The organism is Maribacter sp. PR66, assembly GCF_028464205.1.
Lineage (GTDB): Bacteria > Bacteroidota > Bacteroidia > Flavobacteriales > Flavobacteriaceae > Maribacter > Maribacter flavus.
Map to the genome: position 1 here is coordinate 72595 of NZ_JAQPCH010000006.1, position 23436 is coordinate 96030.

The 23436-nt window shown below is 41.2% G+C and carries 22 protein-coding genes and 1 pseudogene; 13 read left to right on the forward strand and 10 right to left on the reverse strand.

Translation table 11 applies throughout. The features are described 5' to 3' along the window. Positions 1-34: 34 nt before the first annotated feature. From PP181_RS11825 to PP181_RS11870, 10 genes are all read left to right on the forward strand, one after another. Positions 35-1432, forward strand: a complete 1398-nt coding sequence (locus tag PP181_RS11825) for a S1C family serine protease (RefSeq protein WP_272637273.1) — start codon at positions 35-37, stop codon at positions 1430-1432. Between the two features lie 115 nt (positions 1433-1547). Then, complete coding sequence (locus tag PP181_RS11830) at positions 1548-2996, forward strand: glyceraldehyde-3-phosphate dehydrogenase (protein WP_272637274.1); 1449 nt, start codon at positions 1548-1550, stop codon at positions 2994-2996. Positions 2997-3128: 132 nt separating this feature from the next. Then, the gene (locus tag PP181_RS11835; protein ID WP_154919006.1) at positions 3129-3749 is read left to right on the forward strand and encodes a tRNA (guanine-N1)-methyltransferase; all 621 of its coding nucleotides are present in this window, start codon (positions 3129-3131) and stop codon (positions 3747-3749) included. A 36-nt stretch (positions 3750-3785) separates the two neighbouring features. After that, positions 3786-4226, forward strand: a complete 441-nt coding sequence (locus PP181_RS11840) for a GNAT family N-acetyltransferase (protein WP_272637275.1) — start codon at positions 3786-3788, stop codon at positions 4224-4226. A gap of 13 nt (positions 4227-4239) precedes the next feature. Beyond that, a complete protein-coding gene (gene trmD, locus PP181_RS11845) occupies positions 4240-4914 on the forward strand; it encodes a tRNA (guanosine(37)-N1)-methyltransferase TrmD (RefSeq protein WP_272637276.1) in 675 nt (224 codons plus the stop codon). A 131-nt stretch (positions 4915-5045) separates the two neighbouring features. Then, positions 5046-5396 (forward strand): 50S ribosomal protein L19, encoded by a 351-nt coding sequence (gene rplS, locus PP181_RS11850; protein WP_138258912.1) that lies wholly within the window; start codon positions 5046-5048, stop codon positions 5394-5396. Positions 5397-6041: 645 nt separating this feature from the next. Then, complete coding sequence (locus tag PP181_RS11855) at positions 6042-8261, forward strand: NADP-dependent isocitrate dehydrogenase (RefSeq protein WP_272637277.1); 2220 nt, start codon at positions 6042-6044, stop codon at positions 8259-8261. A 121-nt stretch (positions 8262-8382) separates the two neighbouring features. Next, positions 8383-10773, forward strand: coding sequence for a TonB-dependent receptor (locus PP181_RS11860; RefSeq protein WP_272637278.1), 2391 nt, complete (start codon positions 8383-8385; stop codon positions 10771-10773). Between the two features lie 3 nt (positions 10774-10776). After that, complete coding sequence (locus PP181_RS11865) at positions 10777-11631, forward strand: DUF4249 family protein (protein ID WP_154918996.1); 855 nt, start codon at positions 10777-10779, stop codon at positions 11629-11631. Next, positions 11628-11867 (forward strand): DUF6095 family protein, encoded by a 240-nt coding sequence (locus PP181_RS11870; protein WP_138258916.1) that lies wholly within the window; start codon positions 11628-11630, stop codon positions 11865-11867. Before PP181_RS11865 ends, PP181_RS11870 begins: the two co-directional genes overlap by 4 nt. Here the strand turns inward: PP181_RS11870 and PP181_RS11875 are convergent. Continuing rightward, positions 11864-12562: a DUF4294 domain-containing protein gene (locus PP181_RS11875; RefSeq protein ID WP_154918994.1), complete on the reverse strand. Its 699-nt coding sequence runs from the start codon at positions 12560-12562 to the stop codon at positions 11864-11866. The genes PP181_RS11870 and PP181_RS11875 overlap by 4 nt on opposite strands. Positions 12563-12757: 195 nt before the next feature. Between PP181_RS11875 and PP181_RS11880 the strand changes: the two genes are divergently transcribed. Both PP181_RS11880 and PP181_RS11885 read left to right on the forward strand, forming a co-directional pair. Beyond that, the gene (locus PP181_RS11880) at positions 12758-13846 is read left to right on the forward strand and encodes a M42 family metallopeptidase (RefSeq protein WP_154918992.1); all 1089 of its coding nucleotides are present in this window, start codon (positions 12758-12760) and stop codon (positions 13844-13846) included. Between the two features lie 139 nt (positions 13847-13985). Beyond that, positions 13986-14543, forward strand: a complete 558-nt coding sequence (locus PP181_RS11885; protein WP_272637279.1) for an NUDIX hydrolase — start codon at positions 13986-13988, stop codon at positions 14541-14543. Here the strand turns inward: PP181_RS11885 and hisS are convergent. From hisS to rpsF, 5 genes are all read right to left on the reverse strand, one after another. Beyond that, entirely contained in the window at positions 14527-15903 is a 1377-nt protein-coding gene (hisS, locus tag PP181_RS11890) for a histidine--tRNA ligase (RefSeq protein ID WP_272637280.1), read from the reverse strand. The genes PP181_RS11885 and hisS overlap by 17 nt on opposite strands. A 107-nt stretch (positions 15904-16010) precedes the next feature. Beyond that, on the reverse strand, positions 16011-16487 hold the full coding sequence (locus PP181_RS11895; RefSeq protein ID WP_272637281.1) for a DUF6495 family protein: 477 nt from the start codon (positions 16485-16487) through the stop codon (positions 16011-16013). Between the two features lie 74 nt (positions 16488-16561). Beyond that, the gene (rplI, locus tag PP181_RS11900; protein ID WP_138258922.1) at positions 16562-17014 is read right to left on the reverse strand and encodes a 50S ribosomal protein L9; all 453 of its coding nucleotides are present in this window, start codon (positions 17012-17014) and stop codon (positions 16562-16564) included. Between the two features lie 12 nt (positions 17015-17026). Next, positions 17027-17323, reverse strand: a complete 297-nt coding sequence (gene rpsR / locus PP181_RS11905; RefSeq protein ID WP_138258923.1) for a 30S ribosomal protein S18 — start codon at positions 17321-17323, stop codon at positions 17027-17029. 5 nt (positions 17324-17328) lie between these two features. Next, complete coding sequence (rpsF, locus tag PP181_RS11910; RefSeq protein ID WP_272637282.1) at positions 17329-17670, reverse strand: 30S ribosomal protein S6; 342 nt, start codon at positions 17668-17670, stop codon at positions 17329-17331. A gap of 235 nt (positions 17671-17905) precedes the next feature. On the opposite strand from rpsF, the pseudogene PP181_RS11915 reads away from it, so the two are divergent. Continuing rightward, positions 17906-18597 (forward strand): annotated as a pseudogene (locus tag PP181_RS11915) (LytR/AlgR family response regulator transcription factor). Positions 18598-18655: 58 nt separating this feature from the next. Here the strand turns inward: PP181_RS11915 and priA are convergent. Genes priA through nadC form a run of 4 tightly spaced genes read right to left on the reverse strand, consistent with a single transcriptional unit; the run spans position 18656 to position 23378 of the window. After that, positions 18656-21109 carry a replication restart helicase PriA gene (gene priA, locus PP181_RS11920; protein ID WP_272637283.1) on the reverse strand — a complete coding sequence of 818 codons (2454 nt, stop codon included), beginning with the start codon at positions 21107-21109 and terminating at the stop codon, positions 18656-18658. A gap of 5 nt (positions 21110-21114) precedes the next feature. Further along, positions 21115-21555, reverse strand: a complete 441-nt coding sequence (locus PP181_RS11925) for a DUF2147 domain-containing protein (protein ID WP_272637284.1) — start codon at positions 21553-21555, stop codon at positions 21115-21117. Next, on the reverse strand, positions 21552-22520 hold the full coding sequence (locus PP181_RS11930; protein ID WP_272637285.1) for a YihY/virulence factor BrkB family protein: 969 nt from the start codon (positions 22518-22520) through the stop codon (positions 21552-21554). The genes PP181_RS11925 and PP181_RS11930 overlap by 4 nt, the downstream gene beginning before the upstream one ends. Beyond that, on the reverse strand, positions 22521-23378 hold the full coding sequence (gene nadC, locus PP181_RS11935) for a carboxylating nicotinate-nucleotide diphosphorylase (protein ID WP_272637286.1): 858 nt from the start codon (positions 23376-23378) through the stop codon (positions 22521-22523). It abuts the gene before it with no gap. Positions 23379-23436 lie beyond the last annotated feature (58 nt).

A 23436-nucleotide genomic window follows, 5' to 3' on the forward strand; every position in this document is an offset into this window, starting at 1 on the left:
ATTTTACTGTTAAAAGGTTAAAACAGTATAGATTATGAAGAGAATTGGAGGACTTTTACTTGTTTCCATCTTTGCAGGTGCCATTACCCTGGGCGCCTATAAGTTATTCTTTGAACGACCCAATTATGCCATTGTAACCTCGGATGAGGCACAGCCTGTTTTCAGTACAAGTTATACACCAACTTCCGCTTTAGGTTCGGGCATCAATGAGGTAGACTTTACGAACGCTGCGGAACGTACCGTCAACTCCGTGGTGCATGTCAAGAACCTGACCCTTAGTACCCGTAGAAGCAGTGTTTTTGACTTCTTTTATGGTTCTGGAGGTACCGTAACCCCCCAAGTAGGAACAGGATCCGGGGTCATCATTTCCCAAGATGGTTACATCGTTACCAACAATCACGTAATAGCCAACGCAACCCAATTGCAGGTAACCTTGAACAATAATCAGACCTATGAAGCTGAATTGGTGGGTACGGACCCAAATTCAGACATTGCCCTGATTAAAATAGAGACGGATGACAAGTTGCCCTATTTGGCATTTGGGGATTCTGACAATACAAAAATCGGGGAATGGGTATTGGCTGTTGGAAACCCATTTAATTTGACATCTACCGTAACTGCGGGAATCGTGAGCGCCAAGGCCAGAAGCCTGGATACCCGTTCCAATCAATCCTTCATCCAGACGGATGCCGCGGTAAATCCTGGAAATTCCGGCGGGGCCTTGGTAAATACTAATGGTGACCTTATCGGCATCAATACGGCCATTTCCTCCCAAACTGGATCCTATGTGGGGTATTCCTTTGCCGTACCCAGCAATATCGCAAAAAAAGTAGTAAACGATATTATGGAATATGGGAACGTTCAAAAGGCGTTTATGGGTATAAGTCCCGCTCCCGTTAATACAAGGGATGCCATAGAAAAAGGCATAAACAATATCGACGGGGTATATATAGAAAGAATCGAGGAAGAATCCGGAGCCGATGAGGCAGGTTTGGAATTAGGCGATATCATTAAAAAAGTGGACCAAATAGATATTCATAAGTACCCGGACCTTACGGGGTATTTAGGCACCAAAAGGCCGAACGACACCATCAATGTAACCGTTGAAAGAAATCAGGAACTGCTCACTTTGCCAGTTGTGTTAAAGGAACGACAATTATTGGTGGTACCTGCAATGGGCATGGAAGTAAAAAATTTGACCAAAGACGACCAAAAAAGATTCAGGACAAAATCTGGGGTAAAAATTACCGGGGTACCGGAGCGTTACCGAGGATATGGCCTGGAAGGTAAGGTTATAGTGCAGGTAGATGATAAGGAAATAAAGAACATTTCAGATGCGGATACCGCATTTGGAGCCATTTCCAGGTATGGCAAAACAATAATTACCATGGTCAACGAGAAGGGCGAACGAGAACGCTTAATTTTTCAATAATTCAAATTTTAAGTTTGGAAAGCATCCGCCATAAACGGATGCTTTTTTTGTATTTAGTTGTTACAAAACTTTACAAAAGGCTTAATTTTGACATTATTTATAACAATAAAACCATATGTCTCGTAAAATATCCTTCGAAAAAGAGCTGGCCTTCCAGGCAGATAGAAGAAAAGCTACCACGGAATTCATTAAGATCATCAGCGACCTGTGGTACGACAGGTCCATAGAAATCGTACTTTTTAAAAATCCTTTGATAGATCACAATGTTAGCGACATCATCCGGTTACATGAGTATGCAGGTGAGTTCGTGCAAAAACCCATTTCCATCTTTGATTCCGTTGAAATCCTTAGGGCCATCAATGATCTAAAACTACCTCCTGCGAAATTGGATATTGGCAAATTGACCTTTGAGTATCATTCTGATGAAAATAACTTCAACAACGTAAAGGCATTTGTTATTGACAAACTAAAGTCAGCCACGGAATACAAAGGCATCAAACCAAAGGATGTCATTTTGTACGGTTTTGGTAGAATTGGTCGATTATTGGCTAGGGAGCTCATGTCAAAAACCGGGAAAGGTAATCAAATGCGGTTAAGGGCCATAGTGGTGCGTGGGGAACTAAATGAGGAACTATTGGAAAAGAGGGCCAGTCTCTTGCGCACCGATTCCGTCCATGGCAATTTTACGGGTACCGTAACGGTAAATGCCAAAGCCAACACCTTATTGATAAATGGCACTACGGTTCAAATCATCAGTGCCAATAAACCGGAGGAAGTTGATTACACCCAATATGAAATATCCGATGCCCTCTTAATCGATAATACCGGGGCGTTTAGGGATCAGGCCCAACTATCGCGGCATTTAAATGCCAAGGGGGTATCCAAAGTGCTATTGACCGCACCGGGCAAAGGAATTCCCAATATCGTCCATGGAGTAAACCATTTGGAGTACGATCCGGAGACTACGCACATATTCTCGGCCGCATCCTGCACCACCAACGCCATTACGCCTATATTAAAAGTCATAGACGATTCGGTAGGTATAAAAAAGGGACATTTGGAAACCATACATGCGTACACCAACGACCAGAACCTTGTAGACAACATGCATACAAAATATCGTCGTGGAAGGGCCGCAGGTCTCAATATGGTGATTACGGAAACAGGTGCCGGAGAGGCCGTGGCCAAGGCCCTACCCAATCTTAAAGGCAAATTGAGCTCCAATGCCATAAGGGTTCCGGTTCCCAATGGATCATTGGCGATTCTCAACTTGGATATCAAAAACAAAACTTCCTTGGAAGGTATAAATACAATTGTTAAAAAGTACGCCTTGGAAGGTGATTTGGTGGAACAAATAAAATATAGTTTGAGCAAAGAATTGGTTTCAACGGATATTGTTGGATCGGTGGCACCGGCAGTATACGATAGCGAAGCGACAATTGTTTCGGACAACGGTAAAAATTTGGTTCTTTACATTTGGTACGATAATGAATTTGGATATTCACAACAGGTAATTAGACTTGCAAAATATATTACCAAAGTAAGACGTTATACCTATTATTAGACTTGGTACAGAACATCCTTTTTGAAAGTTTTTACGTACCTATTAATTAAAGGCTGAGGTTTTTCACCATTTAATTTTAAAAATTTACTTTAGTCTTCTCTAAATCAGTGTTAAACGGAAATTTAAATACGAATGAAAATTTCAAGGATACTAATATTATTTGCAGTCCTATTAACCACCAGTTTAAGTTTTGCCCAGGAATCTGAAGAAGATGAGTCCCTTTCTTTGGACAGCGGACCCATTAGCAGTCAGTTCGACTATATTTCAAAAAAATCCGGAAACTATCGAGCTGACGGCGTGCGCTATGAAGTGGTAAAGGAAGTGAACCTTTATAAACTACGTGAAAATGTATTGGACTCGGTTAGGGCCTTTAACCAAAGAGCGGCCGGTTTGAATGCGACCATTTCAGAACATGAAACTACCATTAGCTCCTTGAATAAAAAACTGGAAGAAACGACTTCAAACCTCGCAGCAGTTACCGAAGAAAAGGATAGTATGTCCTTCTTGGGGATTTCGGTTTCAAAGGCCACCTATAATATTATTTTATGGACAATTATTATAGGGCTTTTCATTCTTCTTGGTATTTTCGTTTACAGGTTTAGAAATAGCAATATCCTGACCCAGGAAGCAAAACAAAATTTGGCCGAATTGGAAGTAGAATATGAAGATCATAGAAGAAGGGCCTTGGAGCGTGAACAGAAAATCAGCCGGAAACTACAGGACGAACTCAACAAACAAAAGAAAACGAAATAATTTCCAAAGCTCCTTTAAGGGAGCTTTTTTTATAGCATGATTGTCATAAAAGCTACTCTTGAAAACCTAGAACAAATAGTTCCATTATTTGACCAATATAGGTTTTTCTACAAGCAAGCGTCCGATTTAAAAAGAGCCGAGAATTTTTTAAGGGAACGATTTCAAAATAAGGACTCCCTTATATTCATTGCATTGTCAGAAGAGGTTCCTGTGGGTTTCACCCAACTTTATTTTACATTCTCCTCCATATCCTTAAAACCCACCCTGATTCTAAACGACCTTTTTGTACATCCGGATTACAGAGGTCAGGGCTTTGGTGCACTTTTATTGAAAAGCGCACAACAATATTGTGCCGAACACGAATTTAAGGGTTTGGCCTTGGAAACGGCCGTTGACAACCCTGCCCGAAGACTTTACGAGAAAATGGGTTGGGAAAAGGATTCGCACTGTTTTCACTACTTTTGGTCCGCGCAATAAAATAGCTCTTGCCATGCGAATTGATATTATAACCGTTTTACCGGAATTATTAAAAAGCCCGTTCGATGCCTCCATTCTAAAAAGAGCCATTGACAAGGGTTTGGTTGAAGTCCATCTTCACAATTTAAGGGATTATACGGACAACAATTACAATCAAGTGGACGACTATCAATTTGGAGGGGGCGCCGGCATGGTAATGATGATAGAACCGATAGATAAATGTATATCCCAACTGAAATCCCAGCGCAGCTATGATGAGATTATTTATATGACCCCGGACGGAAAGACGCTGAATCAGAAAATTGCGAACAGTCTTTCCTTACTGGAAAACATAATCATTCTTTGTGGCCATTACAAAGGTGTAGACCAACGTGTGAGGGACATGTTCATAACCAAGGAACTTTCCATTGGGGATTATGTACTTTCAGGTGGTGAATTGGGCGCTGCCGTCCTTTGTGATACCATTATAAGATTACTGCCGGGCGTGCTGAACGATGAAACTTCTGCCCTCACGGATAGTTTTCAAGACGGATTGTTGGCACCTCCAGTATACACAAGACCGGCGGAGTACAAAGGAGTGAAGGTGCCGGAGGTTTTACTGAGTGGGAATTTTAGAAAAATAGAGCAATGGCGAGAAGAAATGGCGCACGAACGAACGCAGAGACTACGACCAGATCTGTTGGAATAAAGCCCCAGGAAAATAAATAGAATAAAATATTTGTGGATTTTAAATTTCGAAGTATTTTTGCACCCTGTTAAATCAACCTCTGACGAAAATCGTGAACGTTGTTTTAATTTAATTCCGATATAAAAAATAAAATGGAATCATTAATAAAATTTGTTCAGGACGAATTTGTAACCAAGAAAGAATTTCCAAATTTCTCCGCCGGTGATACGATTACCGTGTACTACGAAATCAAGGAAGGTGAAAAAACACGTACCCAGTTCTTTAAGGGAGTGGTAATCCAAAGAAGAGGAACCGGAGCAACTGAAACTTTTACAATCCGTAAAATGTCTGGAACTGTTGGTGTGGAACGAATCTTCCCGATCAATCTTCCTGCCCTGCAAAAAATCGAGGTTAACAAGAAAGGTAAGGTACGTAGGTCACGTATTTACTACTTTAGAGGTTTGACCGGTAAGAAAGCGAGAATCAAAGAGGTTCGTTCTTAATTTCTTTACCCGAATTATACTAGAAAGACACCGAAAATCCTTCGGTGTTTTTTTATGAACAATTGTTAACATCTAAAGTTCATAAATTGTTCATTATTAATTAGTTGGAAAAACACCCTTTATTAAAGATTTTTTCATTATATTTAGGTGTGATTTTAGGAAGAAACCTGAGGTAGATAGTAGTAACTTCCAATCACTATAAAGTTTACGTTCTTTATATTGTGGCTTAATCGGAATAGCTTTTTTCTAGGGAATTAGTTATGAACATGAGCATAGGCTTTAAAGGCTGTCGCTTTTAAACCCATGTGGGCAATAAGATTTTATAACTATTACGGTTTTCAATTTTAATGCTAAGGCAACAAAAACGAAATGTAGAGTAAATGCTTGGTTACAGAATTAAGATTGAAACACATTTCAAACGTTGATTTAGTGACGCAGAAGCAACCAAGGGTTGCAGTTCTAATTAATTTTAGAACAACATGTCTGTAAGCTATTTCTAAAAAGCCATATCAAGGTATTAGTACATTGATATGGCTTTTGTTATTTAACAAAACTTCCCAAAAGCCTGAAATATTAAGGCGCTAGCTCCAACTTTAGGCTGGATAAAATTGTATATTTGCACCGCTTGAATTAAAAAATATACGAATGTCCAAAATTTTCTATACCAAAACGGATGAGGCACCAGCCCTGGCAACGGCTTCCTTTCTACCTATTGTTAAAGCATTTACAAAGACTTCGGGAATTGAAATCGAGACCAAGGATATTTCCTTGGCAGGTAGAATTGCCGCCGTTTTTCCTGAATATTTGACCAAAGAGCAGCAAGTTCCCAATGATTTGGACGTGTTGGGAGAACTGGCAAAACAACCAGAAGCCAATATTATAAAACTACCGAACATTAGTGCTTCCATTCCGCAATTAAAGGAGGCCATCGCCGAACTACAATCGAAAGGATATAGATTACCGGATTACCCTGACGAACCAAAGACGGACGAAGAAAAGGAAATAAAGGCCAAATACGACAAAATAAAAGGAAGTGCGGTAAACCCTGTTTTAAGGGAAGGAAATTCAGATAGACGAGCTCCAAGGGCGGTAAAGAACTACGCCAAGAAAAACCCGCATTCCATGGGTGCATGGTCAGCGGATTCCAAGACGCACGTGGCTACAATGTCCCATGGTGATTTTAAATCGAACGAAAAATCACTTACAATTCCTGCCGCTACTTCAGTACAAATAGTTCTGAATACCACAGACGGCAACAAAATTTTATTGAAGGATAAAATAGCGCTTCAAAAAGGTGAGATTATAGACGCCACCGTAATGAGCAAAAATGCACTTTTGGCATTTTTAAAGGAACAGGTCCAAGATGCAAAGGATAAGGGAATTTTGTTCTCCGTTCACTTAAAGGCCACTATGATGAAGGTTTCGGACCCCATCATCTTCGGGCATGTGGTAGAAACTGTTTTTAAATCGGTTTTTGATAAAAACGCGGCGACTTTTGAGAAAATAGGGGTTAATCCTAATGACGGCTTGGAAGTACTTTTCAATAAACTAAAAAAACTACCGGCCAATCAAAAATCGGCCATCGAAAGTGAAATCAATGACGTCCTAGAGGAAGGACCGTCACTTGCCATGGTAAATTCGGATAAAGGAATTACCAATTTGCATGTTCCCAGTGATATTATAATCGACGCATCCATGCCAGCGATGATCCGTAATTCCAGACAAATGTGGAACGCACAAGGTAAAGTCCAAGATACAAAAGCGGTGATACCCGATAGTAGCTATGCAGGAGTATACTCCGCCACGATAGATTTCTGCAAGGAACATGGAGCTTTTGATCCTACCACTATGGGTACCGTTCCCAATGTGGGCCTCATGGCGCAAAAGGCCGAAGAATATGGTTCTCATGACAAAACATTTGAAATTCCAAAAGCAGGAACGGTCCAGGTTATCGACCTAAATACCGAAGAAGCCTTATTAGAGCATTCCGTGGAAAAAGGCGATATATGGCGCATGTGCCAAGTGAAGGATGCACCTATCGAAGATTGGATCAAATTGGCGGTTTCCCGTGCCAGGGCCACCAATGTCCCCGCTATTTTTTGGTTGGATGCGAATAGGGCCCATGATAGCGAACTTATCAAAAAAGTAAAAAAATATCTCCCAGAGCAAGACACAGATGGTCTGGACATCCAAATTATGTCCCCTGAAGAGGCAACGAAATATACGCTAAAAAGAATCAAGGAAGGAAAGGACACTATTTCTGTTTCTGGGAACGTGCTTAGGGACTATTTAACGGACTTGTTCCCCATATTGGAAGTAGGCACAAGTGCCAAAATGTTGTCCATTGTACCGTTGATGAACGGTGGTGGACTTTTTGAGACAGGAGCCGGGGGATCAGCACCAAAACATGTGGAGCAGTTCCTGGAAGAAGGACATCTTAGATGGGATTCTTTGGGCGAATTCCTAGCCCTTGGTGTATCCTTGGAATTTTATGGTGAAAAAAATAACAATCCAAAAGCCAAGGTGTTGGCTGATGCACTGGACGCCGCCACGGAAAAGTTCCTATTGAACGATAAATCCCCCTCACGAAAAGTGAAGGAATTGGATACTAGGGGCAGTCATTTTTATTTGGCTATGTACTGGGCAGAGGCTTTGGCGAATCAAAATGAGGATACCGAATTAAAGTCTATTTTTTCTACCATAAATTCGGAAATTAAGGGTAGTGAAGAACAGATTTTGAATGAGTTGATGAATGCACAGGGAAGTCCACAGGATGTTGGCGGTTATTACAAACCAAATCCCAATCTGGAATCCATAGCAATGCGACCCAGTGATACGTTAAATAGAATATTGGGTACCCTATAAATTGCTCAAATATTTACCACTTAAAAGCCTCTTTACTAGAGGCTTTTAAGTTTTTAATTTTAAAATATCGTTAACCTTTTAATTGGTTAGGTATTTCTAGTTATTTTTGAAAAAAACTACTATGACCAAGCCGCTTTGGCTATTTCTATTTCTTTGTTCCTGCTTTTACACACCTGTTTTTGCCCAGGAAAAATATACACTAAGCGGTGTAATTACGGAGGAATCCAGCAACGAGACCCTAATTGGTGTTACAATAGCCTTTCCTAGCTTGGGAAGTGGCGTTACAACAAACGAATATGGCTTTTATTCCATTACGCTTCCCAAAGGCGACTATCAGGCGGTAGTAAGCTATTTGGGATTTAGGGATATTATCCAAACTATTTCTTTGGATAGGGATAAGAAAATTGACTTTCAACTAGCGGAAGAAGCGGAACAGCTACAGGAAGTAGTCGTCACGGAAAACGTGGAAAAATTGGATATTAGAAAACCCCAGATGAGTGTCAACACCCTTTCTGTGGGAACTATCAAAAAAATACCTGTAATCCTTGGTGAGGCCGATGTTATAAAGTCAATTTTATTACTTCCTGGGGTCACAAATGCTGGTGAGGGGGCATCGGGGTTTAACGTGCGTGGTGGCTCGGTAGACCAAAATCTCATTCTATTGGACGAGGCCATCATCTTCAATTCCTCCCATTTATTCGGATTCTTTTCGGTATTCAATCCAGATGCCATTAAGGATATCAAACTATATAAAGGCGGTATTCCTGCCAGATATGGGGGAAGGGTTTCATCGGTTTTGGACATTTTTCAAAAGGAAGGGAACAGCAAGGAATTTAAGATGAACGGGGGCATTGGAGCCGTTGCGAGTAGGTTACTTTTAGAGGGGCCGATTGCCAAGGACAAGGCTGCTTTTCTAATTGGCGGAAGGGCTTCCTATGCCCATTTGTTCCTTCCGTTGTTCGATATTGACAATACAGCCTATTTTTATGATCTGAATACCAAGATCAATTATAAAATCAATGATAACAACAACATATTTCTATCCGGTTATTTTGGTAGGGATGTATTTGGCATAAGCGATAGCTTTGTAAATACCTATGGAAATGCGGTTGGTAACTTTAGATGGAACCATCTTTTTTCGGATAAACTCTTCTCCAACCTTTCCTTGATTTATTCGGACTATTACTATGGATTAAAATTAGACTTTGTGGGCTTTAATTGGAACTCTGGCATCCGGAATTTCAATGTGAAATACGACCTAAAACATTACTTGAATGACAAATTACAGGTCAATTATGGCCTGAATAATATTTACTACCAATTCAATCCCGGTAAAATAGAACCCAGTAATGAGAATTCTGGGATCTTGGAAGAACAACTTATCCAAAAATATGCCAACGAACTTGCGGCCTATGTGGATGTGGAACATAGGTTGACGGACAATCTTAGTTTGGGCTATGGTCTCCGGTTCAGTTATTTTAATAGGCTTGGGCAGGATGAAATCAATGTGTATGCCAATGACAATCCTGTAAATTTTGACCCCCTCTTATTCATTTATCAGGAAGCGGATCCAATATCCGTTGCTACACCTGGCAGAAATGAAAGTTTGGCCCAATTTACCAATTGGGAACCCAGATTATCCTTATCCTATACTTTAAGCGAGGATAGTTCCATAAAAACGAGCTATACACGTTTGGCCCAATACCTGCACCTATTGTCCAACACGGCCTCCCCTACTCCCTTGGATGTCTGGACACCCAGCGGTCCATTTGTAGAACCGCAATTGTTGGACCAATATGCCTTGGGGTATTTCAAGAGCTTCAATAATGACGATTATAGTTTGGAGACCGAAGTATTTTACAAGGACGTACAAAATAGAATCGATTATATTGATGGGGCGAACCTAATAGCGAATAATTCCATAGAGCAGGTAATATTAAACGGGGAAGCCAGGGCGTATGGTCTAGAGCTTTTGTTCCGCAAAAATGAAGGCAAATTCCAAGGGTGGTTGGCCTACACTTTATCCAAGTCAGAACAGCGGACACCGGGAAGGACCATAAACGGAACCAATACCTTGGAAACAGGAATAAATAATGGAAATTGGTACAACACTCCATTTGATAAGACCCACGATGTTTCTTTATTTGCGAGCTACGATTTGAATGAAAAATGGAGCTTTAACACCAATTTTGTCTACCAAACGGGACAACCTACAAATTACCCCGTAGGTCAGTTCGAGTTTCAAGGCCTAACAGTGCCTTACTACGGTCTTAGAAACGAGGAGCGTCTACCGGCTTACAACCGATTGGATGTTTCCGCAAGTCTTACCCCCAGAAAAAACAAAAACCGAAAAATGAAGGGAGAATGGGTATTCAGCATTTACAATGTATACAACCGGAGAAATGCTGCAGCCATTAATTTTAGAAGGAACGATGATACAGGAGCGAACGAAGCGGTACGGACTTCTATCTTTGGAATCGTACCGGCGGTAACCTACAATTTTAAATTATAAGTGATGTATAGATTTATTTATTGCTTATTGGGCATAATACTTCTACAATCCTGTGAGGATGTGATAGAAGTCGATTTGCCAACAGAAACGTCACGTTTATCGGTAGATGCGGTTCTTAGAATGGACACATCGGAACCCATTACTACAGCTCAAATAAAATTGAACTTGACCAGCTCATTTTTTGAGGAGAACAATCCGCTGTCCAATGCGGAGGTCCGTATACGCAACCTGGATTTTGTTTCCGATAATTCATTGGAAAGTAACGAAATCAACTTGGCGGAAGTTTCACCAGGAACTTATGAAGCAACAAGAAATACGACCTTTTTTACTTCAGGACAATTGGCATTATTTATCAATTTTAAAAACGAACAATATTATGCCACTACGAGTTTTGTCCCTACATCACCCATAGAATCGGTTGTCCAGGGCGAAGAAACACTGTTTACCGGTGACGAAACTGAAATTATAATAAGTTTTACGGATGATGGTACACGGGACGATTTTTATATTTTCGATTTCGGCTTCAACGAATTTTTAGTCACCGAGGATGAATTTTACCAGGGCCAGCGTTTTGAGTTTTCGTACTTCTACGAGGATATTGAACCCGGTCAGGAAATGACCATCAGCATCCTTGGCGCAGATGAATCCTTCTATAATTATATGAACCAAATTATTGTTCAGGCTGGCGGTGACCAGGGTCCATTTCAAACCCCGGCCGCAACCGTTCGAGGAAATATCTTTAATGTGACGGGTATAGCAAATCCCGAGGAATTGGAATCCATCGGGCAGAACAACGATTTCCCCTTAGGATACTTTGCTGTGGTCCAAGAGTTTAAGAGAACCATTGAAATAGAATGAAAACCGATAAGGAAATGCTTTTTAAAGGTATCAAGAAGTTGGCCTTTACGGTTTTGCTTATGTTTTTAGCGCCAATAGTCATTTGGCAGGCTTTTAAAAACGAAGGTCACCCTCTATACTGGCCCGTACTAGTCATTGGACTGATTTTGGCCATGTATGCCATTTATTCCGGTTTCAAAGGTATCCAAACAATAGTTGATGCGCTTTTTGGAGGTAAGGGAAGGTCGAAAGACTAATTGCTTGGGTTATTCTTCACGACGGGCTTTTTCCACTTATTATAAAGGGAACTGTAATCGTAATCCAAAACCGTTTCCTGCCGTTCCAATTGCCCAGCGGCAAAAGCCCTTTGTAGAATGTCCTCTATGAGATAATCCTCCTCCACTTCATCTGGGTGGAACTCTTCCTTGATACTGATTTTAAAAAGTTTGGCAGTCGTATTGTACCAAAAGGCTCTCCATCCGTTCCTAAGATCTTTGACTAGATCAAAGGCCGTGGTTCCCGTTTGCCTGTATATTAGCTTTACTAAAATTTGCCCCTCCGTTCTGGTGAGTTTTTTCAATTCCTCTGAAAATTCCTCTTCTATATACTTTTGAACTTTGCGGGTGTATTTCTTCCGTTTTCGGGTCTTTGTAATTTTGGTAAGACTGTCGTTCAACTCCAACAGGCGCTCCGCTGCCAATTTCGCATACGGATACACTTTGTGGGTCTTCCGTCGTAATATGTAATACCTGAGTTTATCATCGTAGGAAGAAAACTGAAGCTTGCCAAAGACGTAGGCCTCCTGCAGGGCGATGGAACTTTGAACTATCGAGTCCCCTGCCAGGATAATCATTTTTTCAGAAAGGGAATCCAACTCCTGTTCAGGAACCTGACCCGCCAAATGAAGTACGGAAGTCAGAAAAACAAATAATAGTAGCCTATTTTTCAACATAGCATAGTGCGTGCAAAAGCCCTGCCAAAATTAACGATAATTGCTACAGCATATTATTAAAAACAAGTGAATATTGCTAAGTTTGTAAGCAACATTAACAAGGTAAGGCTTGCCATAATTTGAACCGATTCCGCTATTGGTCGTGTCAAGAACTTACTTTAGTAAATCTCGATTATCCAGTTAAACTAAATATTCATGGCGAACAAAAACATCATCAATAAAAAATCTCTTGATTTTTTTGAAAAATACCTGAACAACGCGTCCCCAACCGGTTATGAATGGGAAGGACAAAAGCTTTGGATGGACTATTTGAAACCTTATGTGGACACCTTTATTACGGATACCTACGGAACCGCTGTGGGAGTTATTAATCCCGATGCGAAATATAAAGTGGTTATAGAAGGGCATTCCGATGAAATTTCATGGTATGTCAACTATATTACCGATAATGGCCTTCTTTATGTAATCAGAAATGGGGGTAGCGACCATCAAATTGCGCCCAGTAAGTGGGTGAACATCCACACCAAAAATGGTATCGTAAAAGGAGTTTTTGGATGGCCGGCCATTCACACCCGGAAAAACGACAAGGAAGAACCGCCAAAATTGGACAATATTTTTATCGATATAGGTGCCAAGGACAAGGCCGAAGTGGAAAAAATGGGAGTACATGTAGGTTGCGTCATCACCTATCCAGATACATTCCAGGTATTGAACGGCGATAAATATGTCTGTAGGGCGATAGACAACAGGGCTGGTGGATTCATGGTTGCCGAGGTTGCACGGCTTTTACATGAAAACAAAAAGAAACTTCCTTTCGGACTCTATATCACCAATTCCGTTCAAGAGGAAATCGGCCTTCGAGGTGCAGAGATGATAACACAGACTATAAAACCGAACGTTGCCATCGTCACAGATGTTTGCCATGATACTACCACCCCTATGATCGAGAAAAAGACACAGGGACATACAGAAATTGGTGCAGGCCCCGTAATTTCCTACGCTCCTGCGGTTCAAAATAAACTTAGGGAACGTATTATTGAAACGGCCGAAGCCAAAAAAATACCTTTCCAACGCTTGGCTGCTTCCAGAATGACAGGAACGGATACAGATGCCTTTGCCTACAGTAATGGCGGAGTAGCATCGGCTCTTATTTCCTTGCCCTTACGCTATATGCATACCACAGTGGAAATGGTGCATAAGGATGACGTGGAAAATGTCATTCGATTGATTTACGAAACACTCTTGAATATTAAGGAAGGGGAAACCTTTAGCTATTTTGATTAAGCCCCTACTATTTCCTCCCCGATGGAGAGGATTAAAAACATTCAGCAGTAAATATACCTAGGCGTAAATAGGAATCAAGACCTGTCAGGTTTTAAAAACCTGACAGGTCTATTTTCCATTTTTCGATGACTTCCTTACTATGGATGAGTTAATAGATATTTTGGATGCGGACGGAAATCTTACCGGACAATCGTGCATGAAATCGGAAGCACACCGGGATGGACTTTTTCATCCTACCGTTCATATTTGGATTTATACGTCCGACGGTGAGGTACTACTTCAACAAAGAGGTAAGGATAAAGATACCCACCCCCTACTTTGGGATGTTTCCGTAGCCGGACACGTTGGGGCCAGTGAAGATTTGGAGAAATCGGCGGTTCGGGAGGTAGCCGAGGAAATTGGTCTAATAATAAGGCCTTCTGATTTACAAAAGATTGGAGTGTTCAAATCGGTTCAGAAACATTCAGTACGTCTTATCGACTGTGAATTCCATCATACCTTTATGTGCGAATTGAAGGAACCGATTGAAAACCTAAAAAAGCAGGAAAGCGAAGTGGAAGCTTTGGACAGTATACCCATTTCCCAATTCAAAAAGGAGGTTTTGGATACGATGCCGGACAAATACGTTCCACACAAAAAAGAATATTACGAAACGATTCTAAAGGCACTGAAAAGCAAACTTATAGGGAATCGATAAACTGCTGCGTGTCCGCAAGAGAATATGTTTTTTGCTCTCCGTTTTGCATGTTCTTCACCACGAAAGAACTATTGTTCAATTCCTCCTCACCCAAAAGAATTACATAAGGTACATTCCGATTGTTGGCATATTTGAACTGCTTGTTCAGTTTTGCATCGGAGGGGTATATATCGGCCTTAATTCCATGCTTTCGTAAAACCGTGGTAAGCTTCAAGGCAGCCAAACCTTCCTTGGTCCCAAAATTCAAACATAGCACTTCTAAGGAACGATCTATGGCTTCGGGAAACAGATTCAATTCCTCCAAAACAAGGTAAATTCGGTCCAAGCCAAAAGAAATTCCCACACCGCTAACATCCTTTAATCCAAAGATTCCCGTTAAATCATCATAACGACCGCCGCCGCCAATAGATCCCATGGAAACACCCTTAGGAGCAGCTACTTCAAAAATGGCCCCTGTATAATAATTGAGTCCACGGGCCAAAGTAACGTCAATGACCAATTTGGCTGACTGCATACCCAAACTGACAATGGTTTCCATAATAAACCGAAGTTCATCCACGCCTTTTTTCCCTTCTTTGGAGTTTTCCAATAAGGCATCCAAGGCATCCAATTGATCGGTATTACTGCCTTTTAAGTTGAACAAGGGTGCGGCCTTTTCAATCGCGAATTCCGAAATTCCTTTGGACAACATTTCTTTCTTAACACCGTCCTCCCCTATCTTATCCAATTTATCCAAGGCTACGGTAAAATCTATCAATAAATCCTTGGCACCTATGACTTCGGCAATACCGGCAAGAATTTTACGATTGTTCAATTTAATGGTAACGCCGTCCAACTTCAATTCCGTAAAAACGGTATCGTACAACTGAATAAGTTCCACTTCCTGCAACAAAGAATCCGAGCCAACTACATCCGCATCACATTGATAGAATTCCCTGAACCTCCCTTTTTGTGGCCTATCCGCACGCCATACAGGCTGTATCTGATAGCGTTTAAAAGGAAAATCCAGTTCATTTTGGTGCATGACTACGTATCGGGCAAAAGGTACGGTTAAATCATAGCGTAATGCCTTTTCAGAAATACTTGAAGTTATTTTATTAGAATCCTTTAAACTGTATAATTCGTCATTGACCTTGTTCAAAAAGTCTCCCGAATTCAAAATCTTAAAAATGAGTCGATCGCCCTCATCCCCATATTTACCCATCAAGGTTTCCGAATTTTCAAAGGACGGAGTTTCAATAGGCTGAAAACCAAAGGTTTGAAAATGCCTTTTGACTACATCAAAAATATAGTTTCGCTTTACAACTTCGGAGGGTGTAAAATCGCGGGTACCTTTGGGTATGGAAGGTTTTTGTGCCATGGATATTTTATGAGTTGCAAATATAAGTCTCCCCATAATCCCTTCCAAAGAAGAGGAAGTACTAACCGAGAAACTTATTCTCCCCCATTGGAGGAGTTAGAGGGGGCTTATGGGGCTTCTATAACGTTATCGAACCACTGGAACAATTCCCCTTTGGTGATGACCGCACCTTGTTTGATCAATTCAAACTTATCTTGATTTGGGTCGTCCGTATACGCTTTGGAGGCCGTCATATAATCTACGAAATCCGATTGCCAGTTTTTTCGGAACCAATCAAAACCTACCTTGGTCGTCAAATCGATTTCCGGATTCATAATTTTTACGGCGATTAGTTTCATTTCCTTATCGGTCAGGTGAAAAAGGTGCATTTGCTGGGCTGAAATATTCTCCAAATAAGTTACTTTGGACAAAACCCCTTCCCAAACCAAATCGCTGAAAACATCCAACTCCTCTTCCGCCACTTGTGGCTTGTGTTTCTTGATTTCATCCCACTCGGTCTTATCGATGGACTGTGTAGCCAAAAAATTGATGAACTCTGGATGAAGTTCTTCCAATTGTTCCTTCGTAAGTCTCGCGTATTTCATATGGTTCTTTGAATAGATAAAATAAATAAGCCTTCCAGTTTCCTGAAAGGCTTATCATATTATTTACAAACAAATTAATTCTGCTCTGCTACTACCTCAAAAGGGAAATCTACAACTACCTCCCTGTGAAGTCTAATCTGGGCATTGTAAGGACCGGTTCTTTTCACGGAACCACCTTGAATACTAATAAACTTCTTGTCGATAGTGTGACCTTCCTTTTCGATTGCCTCGGCCAAATCGCCATTGGTAACGGAACCGAACAATTTGTCCCCTGCGCCAGCTTTGGCAGTAATTTTCAATTCCAAGGCCTTTAGGGCTTCAGCTGTCTTTTTAGCGGCATCCACAACTTTCTTTTCTTTGTGGGCCCTTTGTTTTAAAGTTTCGGCCAATACTTTTTTAGCCGAAGGTGTTGCCATGGTCGCCAAGCCTTGTGGAATAAGGTAGTTTCTACCGTATCCATTCTTTACGCTCACCAAGTCATCTTTAAAACCTAAATTCTCTACGTCTTCCTTTAATATAAGCTCCATGATTCTTTTCTTTTATTTTAATAAATCACCAACATATGGCATTAACGCCAAATGACGAGCTCTTTTTACCGCTTGGGCCACTTTTCTTTGATACTTCAAGGAAGTACCTGTAAGCCTTCTAGGTAACAACTTACCTTGCTCGTTTACCAATTTCATCAAAAAGTCCGCATCCTTATAATCCACATATTTAATGCCGGATTTTTTAAACCTACAGTACTTCTTTTTGGTATTGGTCTCAATATTTAATGGGGTAAGGTATCTGATTTCCCCATCTTTTTTACCTTTTGCCTGTTGTTGTAATGTTGCCATAGTCCTTACGCTTTAGCGTTTTTGTTTCTTGCTCTTCTTTTTTCTGCCCACGCGATGGCATGTTTGTCCAATTTAACGGTCAAAAAGCGCATAACGCGTTCATCTCTCCTAAACTCCTGCTCGTAAGGCATTACTACCTCGCCTGTGCTGGTAAATTCGAACAAGTGGTAAAAACCACTTTTTTTGTTTTGAATCGGGTACGCCAATTTCTTTAGGCCCCAATTCTCCTTGGCCACCATTTTGGCGCCATTGTTAATTAAGAAATCCTCGAATTTCTTAACTGTTTCCTCTATCTGAACATCAGATAGAACGGGATTCAAAATGAAAACAGTTTCGTAATGGTTCATATTATATTTATTTAAAAGGAGTGCAAAAATAGATACTTTTTTTCAATAATTATAAGAAATGAAGAAATTCTTCGTTATAGCTAGGAGGAAAAATTTAAAATGTATAAACCAAATCTTAATAATCTATGATCATTGCCATCTATACAATAAGAAAAGCATTGTTTACATCTTTTGTTGCAGTTGACCGTGTTTTTTCGGTAATTTGTCGATGATTTAACCCCACAAATCAGCCCTTATGAAGTTAAGAAGTATTATCGTTGACGATTCGTCCATGCAGCGTATGGCGGTCGCCAAGTTGGTAAACAACCTCCCAAACCTAGCTATGGTGGCAGAGTACAGCAACGCCATCGAAGCAAAGAACGGCATCAAGAACAATGAATCGATTTAATCTTTTTGGATGTTGAAATGCCCATCATTACAGGATTCGACCTACTTGAATCCTTGGACAATAGTCCCCAAGTAATCTTGATCACCGGCAAACCGGATTATGCCCTAAAGGCTTTCGATTATGACGTAACGGATTACCTTCACAAACCCATTACCATGGCACGTTTTGATGCTTCCGTAAAAAGAGCGGTAGCCAAATATGAGCAAATGCACAGGGTGAACGAAGACGAAGAACATATTTTCGTAAAAAGTAACTTAAAGAAAAGAAAGGTTATCCTGAACGATATCAAATGGATAGAGGCTTTGGGAGACTACATCAAATTGGTCACCGATGAAGCCAACATCGTAATTTTATCAACAATGAAATCTTTCGAAAAGCAATTGCCGGAAGATAAATTCCTTAGAATTCACAAATCCTATATTGTGAACTTGGAAAAAGTTGAGAAGTTCAACAGCAAAAATGTAGAGGTGAGCGGCCGCTCCATTCCTTTGAGTAGGAACAAGAAAACGGAATTGGCCGAAGCCCTGAGCAATGTATAATAATTGCTTATGAAAAAAGAATACACTGAAAACCGCCTTTTGGGCGGTTTTTTATTTTTTAAATGTGGCCCACATTATAGATGATCCTTACACTTCTAAACTTACTCACAGAATTAAAGGACTTTTCAATTCTCTTGATATTCTTCTTGGTTCTTCCCAGGGATTCATTTTTCCCTATTTTCACCAAAACATGCTTTAAATATTGATTCCGAATTCTAGAAATGGGCGGAAACTCAGGTCCTAAAACCGTACCTCCAAAATTTGTTCGCAAAGCCCCACTGAACCATTCAGATGCTTCGTTGAGGGTATTGTAATTCTTATGTTTAAAGGTAATTTTTATAATTCTGTTTACTGGCGGATATTTATACTGTTCCCTTTCGTATACCTGTTCTTGAAACATGGTTTCATAGTCCCCTGTGGTTACCTGTTTTAAAATCTGATGGTATGGGTTGTAGCTCTGGATGATGACCTTTCCCCTTTTCTGGGTACGCCCTGCCCTACCTGCAACCTGGGTCAGCATTTGAAAGGTACGCTCATGGGCGCGGTAATCCGGAAAATTTAGGAGCGAATCAGCATTCATGACCCCTACCAAACTTACGTTCCTAAAATCCAGTCCTTTTGTAAGCATCTGCGTACCTACCAAAATATCCAATTCCTGTTGTTCAAAGGAAGTGATGATCTTTTCATAGGCATGTTTGCCTCGGGTGGTGTCCAAATCCATGCGACCTACCTTGGCGGCGGGAAATAGTTTTTTGACCTCCTCCTCTACCTGTTCCGTACCGAATCCCTTGGTATCCAATTCCGGACTACCACAGGCGGCGCAGCTCTCTGGTAATGCAGTGTGAAAACCACAATAGTGACATCGCAACTGATTTTTATATTGATGATAGGTCAAGGTAACGTCGCAATTGGAACATTGTGGCGTATGACCACAGGTAAGGCACTCCAAAACCGGGGCAAACCCACGCCGATTCTGAAAAAGTATGATTTGCTCACCATTGCCCAGACTTTCCTCGATCTCCTGTAACAACCTTTCGGAAAAGTGTCCTTTTACCCGTTTTTTACGTAGGGCTTCCTTATAATCCACCAATTCCATATCTGGCATGAGTACATTGCCAAAACGCCTATTTATTTCTGCATAGCCATATTTTCCATGCTTGGCATTGAAATAGCTTTCTATACTGGGCGTGGCGGAACCCAAAAGAATATTGGCCCCATGGAGGTTTGCAAGGACTATGGCCGCGTCCCTGGCATGATACCGCGGTGCTGGGTCGAACTGCTTAAAGGAGCCTTCGTGTTCCTCATCTACGATAATCAGTCCCAAATTAGCGAATGGTAAAAACAAGGAAGACCTGGCTCCAATGACAATCTGGGCCTTTTCAGCACCTTTCAAAACATTGTTCCAAACTTCTACCCGCTCCTGAATGTTGTATTTGGAATGAAACACGGAAATGCGTTCGCCAAAATAATCCTGCAACCGGGATATCAACTGGGTGGTCAGGGCGATTTCAGGAAGTAGGTAGAGAATCTGCTTTCCCTTTTCCAGAAAATCACTGATCAACTGAACGTACACCTCTGTCTTGCCCGATGATGTAACTCCTTTTAAAAGGGTCACCTTATCTTCCTTGAATGCTTTTTTTATGTCGGCTAGGGCATTTAATTGATGTTCGTTCAAGGTTTTAATTTCAGAATTTTCAGCGCCATCATACGTAACACGGTCTTTCCGAATAAAATACTCCTCCAAGATTCCTTTCTCGACCAACGAACTTATGACCGCTTTTGAGGCCTTGCTGTATTTTTCCAAATCCGATACCGATATCGGTTTCTTGCTACCACTCTGCAATTGAAATAAAGCCAGAACCACCTGACTTTGCTTGGGTGCCCGGGAGAGCGTTTCCAACAGTGATTCCAAGGCTTCATCTGAAAGATATTCCTTTCCCAACTTGACATACTTTACCAATTTGGGTTTGTATTGCTCGTAGACCTCTTCCTTCAGGTAAATAATATTCTTTTCAAGGAGTCGGTTTAAAACGGGCAGTACATTTTTTCGGTCCACAATTATGGAAACCTCATGGACCTTCAAAGTGGATTGATGCTGTAGGGCCTCAAAGACCAAAAACTCGTCGTCCTGTAATTGGGATTCATCCACATTGGCTTCATCATTTCGTAAAATCAGGGTTTCACTTTCCAGCAAAAATGCCGATGGCAGGGCACTGCGCATCACCTCCCCCATGGTACACATATAATAATTGGCTATCCATTCCCAATGCTTTAGCTGAAGGGGGGTTACCAAAGGAACCTCATCCAAAATCCGGTCTATTTCCTTGGCCTCGTACACCACAGGAGGTGTATTATGTACTTCAAGAACCAGGGCCGTATATATTTTTGATTTCCCAAAGGGAACGGATACGCGCATACCAGGTCGAATAAATGACGCTTCCGCCGGAGTGATGCTATACGTGAAATGACGCTCCAGGGGTATGGGCAAAACTACATTGACAAAGTACTCCATAAAATCTATGCTCCCACCCTGATCCATGTTTGGGTTCTGAAAAGAAAGGCCAAATAACCACGGACTTTCAATTCGTTCTTATTATCGGGGTTTAACCAGATCTTAAAACGGAAGGTCATGGCCTGTTCAGGGTCAAAAAGGTGTTTTCCCTTCCATTCGCCGTCGTCAGTTTTTTCTCCGCCCTTTATAATCTCCATACCCACTATGGGTTCATCTTTCAATTCCCCTTCACATTTGATACAGACTGCATCTTCCCTACCTTCTTCTAGGATTTTTTCAACGTAGCCATATAGTTGACCGTCCTTCTGTACAATATTGATAATACCTTTGGGTTTTCCCGTTCTATCGTCAATGGTCTTCCATCTGCCAAAAACCGACTGGGCCGCCAGACAATTTATTCCGATCAAAAAAAATAAGGATACAAAGACTACTTTATTGTTTATCATTCTTGTTTACTGATTTTACGTAAGGAATTTAAGGAAGCGTTCAATTCGAAACCAAGGAGCAATATATTGGAATTCAACCAAATGTAGACCATCAAAATCAACAATCCTCCCAAAGCACCATATAGTTCGTTGTATCGGGCAAATTTCTCCACATAAATACCGAACAAATAAGAGGTCAATAAAAACAAAATAGTGGTAACCAATGCCCCGATTGAAAAAAAACGGGCCTGTTTCCCTTCTTTGGTCCCAAAATAATAAAGAATCGCCGTAGTGAAATAGGACAGTACGATAAAAAAGAGGATTTTGGCAATCTGGACACCGATAATCTCATCCTCATCCAAAACATATCCGCCCTGCCTAGCGGCGAATTCCGTCAAATAGCCCAGTACATAAAACTCAAAATAAATATAGGCCACAAAACCGACTATAATCAGTATTGCCAAAATAAGCCCTACCATTAGGGCATAAAGGTACTGCCTGAAAAAGTTGCGTTTCAGCTCTATATGATAACTCGTTTCAAACCCTCCAAAGATGGAATTCACGCCATTGGCAACCAAGAAAATGGAAAGCAAAAAAGCCGATGAAAGCAAGCCTCCCCGCTTCTGATCTTTTATTTGCCTGAAAATATCCCCAAAGTAATCCCCCGTGGCATTCGGTAAAAAGGATTCCAAAAAAAGTTGGAACTGTAATTCAAAATTTTCGTTCTGAATGCTGATATATTCCACAAGAAAGGGTACCAAGGTCACCATGAAAATCAACAACGGAAATAAGGCCATAAAAAGACTAAAGGAGATGGCACTGGCACGGGAGGACAGGGCCCCCTGCACGATCCCATTGATATACATTTCCATTAAATCATAAAGGGATAACCCCTCGAGTCCGGGTAATTTGATTGTCTTGAGCAACCGTACTACCTTATTGAGTATGGGGATTTTATCCAGTTTTTCTTCGACCTCTGCGGACATCTACACGGCTTTTAAACTTAAGTCCATGTTATGGACGGAGTGCGTCAAAGCCCCAGAGGATATGTAATCCACACCGCATTCCGCGTAATATCGAATGGTTTCCTCGGTGATATCTCCCGATGATTCGGTAAGGCAGGTGTCCCCAATAAGCCGAACGGCTTCCCGTGTGTCCTCGTAATTAAAATTGTCGATCAGGATGCGGTACACGCCATCGGACTTTAAAATTTCCTTGATTTCATCCAAATCCCGAGCCTCTACTATAATTTTCAGATCCCTGCCCGTTTCCTTCAAATAGGACTTGGTCTTTTCGATTGCCTTGGTAATTCCGCCCGCAAAATCGATATGGTTGTCCTTGAGCATGATCATGTCATACAAAGCAAAGCGATGATTTTCTCCACCGCCTATTTTAACCGCCCACTTCTCCAAGGCCCTGATTCCCGGTGTTGTCTTTCGGGTATCCAGGATTTTTGTACCTGTCCCATCCAATAAATCCACGAAAGTTTTGGTTTTGGTTGCGATGGCACTCATGCGCTGCATGGCGTTAAGCACCAGTCTTTCGGCCAAAAGAATACTTCTGGAACTCCCAGAGACATAAAAAGCGATATCTCCATACTTCACCTTAGCACCATCTTCCAACACGGTTTCAAAAACCATGTCCTTGTCCACGTATTCAAAGACCATTTTTGCGAACTCGATCCCAGCGATGATTCCCTCGTCCTTTACCAATAATTTTGCCCTTCCCTTTGCATCCGGCGGGATACATGCCAAGGAGCTATGGTCGCCGTCACCTACATCTTCCCTGATCGCATTGGCAATTATTCCTTCCAATTCCTTTTCTAACTGCTCTTGTGAAATCATAAACTATTATTGCTTCCCGCTAAAATACGAATCCATTTTGGGAATTTGATTTACTTTT

Coding starts and splice junctions, on each gene's coding strand:
- PP181_RS11825 (WP_272637273.1), top strand. CDS start 35: ATGAAGAGAATTGGAGGACTTTTACTTGTTTCCATCTTTGCAGGTGCC.
- PP181_RS11830 (WP_272637274.1), top strand. CDS start 1,548: ATGTCTCGTAAAATATCCTTCGAAAAAGAGCTGGCCTTCCAGGCAGAT.
- PP181_RS11835 (WP_154919006.1), top strand. CDS start 3,129: ATGAAAATTTCAAGGATACTAATATTATTTGCAGTCCTATTAACCACC.
- PP181_RS11840 (WP_272637275.1), top strand. CDS start 3,786: ATGATTGTCATAAAAGCTACTCTTGAAAACCTAGAACAAATAGTTCCA.
- trmD (WP_272637276.1), top strand. CDS start 4,240: ATGCGAATTGATATTATAACCGTTTTACCGGAATTATTAAAAAGCCCG.
- rplS (WP_138258912.1), top strand. CDS start 5,046: ATGGAATCATTAATAAAATTTGTTCAGGACGAATTTGTAACCAAGAAA.
- PP181_RS11855 (WP_272637277.1), top strand. CDS start 6,042: ATGTCCAAAATTTTCTATACCAAAACGGATGAGGCACCAGCCCTGGCA.
- PP181_RS11860 (WP_272637278.1), top strand. CDS start 8,383: ATGACCAAGCCGCTTTGGCTATTTCTATTTCTTTGTTCCTGCTTTTAC.
- PP181_RS11865 (WP_154918996.1), top strand. CDS start 10,777: ATGTATAGATTTATTTATTGCTTATTGGGCATAATACTTCTACAATCC.
- PP181_RS11870 (WP_138258916.1), top strand. CDS start 11,628: ATGAAAACCGATAAGGAAATGCTTTTTAAAGGTATCAAGAAGTTGGCC.
- PP181_RS11875 (WP_154918994.1), bottom strand. CDS start 12,562: ATGTTGAAAAATAGGCTACTATTATTTGTTTTTCTGACTTCCGTACTT.
- PP181_RS11880 (WP_154918992.1), top strand. CDS start 12,758: ATGGCGAACAAAAACATCATCAATAAAAAATCTCTTGATTTTTTTGAA.
- PP181_RS11885 (WP_272637279.1), top strand. CDS start 13,986: ATGGATGAGTTAATAGATATTTTGGATGCGGACGGAAATCTTACCGGA.
- hisS (WP_272637280.1), bottom strand. CDS start 15,903: ATGGCACAAAAACCTTCCATACCCAAAGGTACCCGCGATTTTACACCC.
- PP181_RS11895 (WP_272637281.1), bottom strand. CDS start 16,487: ATGAAATACGCGAGACTTACGAAGGAACAATTGGAAGAACTTCATCCA.
- rplI (WP_138258922.1), bottom strand. CDS start 17,014: ATGGAGCTTATATTAAAGGAAGACGTAGAGAATTTAGGTTTTAAAGAT.
- rpsR (WP_138258923.1), bottom strand. CDS start 17,323: ATGGCAACATTACAACAACAGGCAAAAGGTAAAAAAGATGGGGAAATC.
- rpsF (WP_272637282.1), bottom strand. CDS start 17,670: ATGAACCATTACGAAACTGTTTTCATTTTGAATCCCGTTCTATCTGAT.
- priA (WP_272637283.1), bottom strand. CDS start 21,109: ATGGAGTACTTTGTCAATGTAGTTTTGCCCATACCCCTGGAGCGTCAT.
- PP181_RS11925 (WP_272637284.1), bottom strand. CDS start 21,555: ATGATAAACAATAAAGTAGTCTTTGTATCCTTATTTTTTTTGATCGGA.
- PP181_RS11930 (WP_272637285.1), bottom strand. CDS start 22,520: ATGTCCGCAGAGGTCGAAGAAAAACTGGATAAAATCCCCATACTCAAT.
- nadC (WP_272637286.1), bottom strand. CDS start 23,378: ATGATTTCACAAGAGCAGTTAGAAAAGGAATTGGAAGGAATAATTGCC.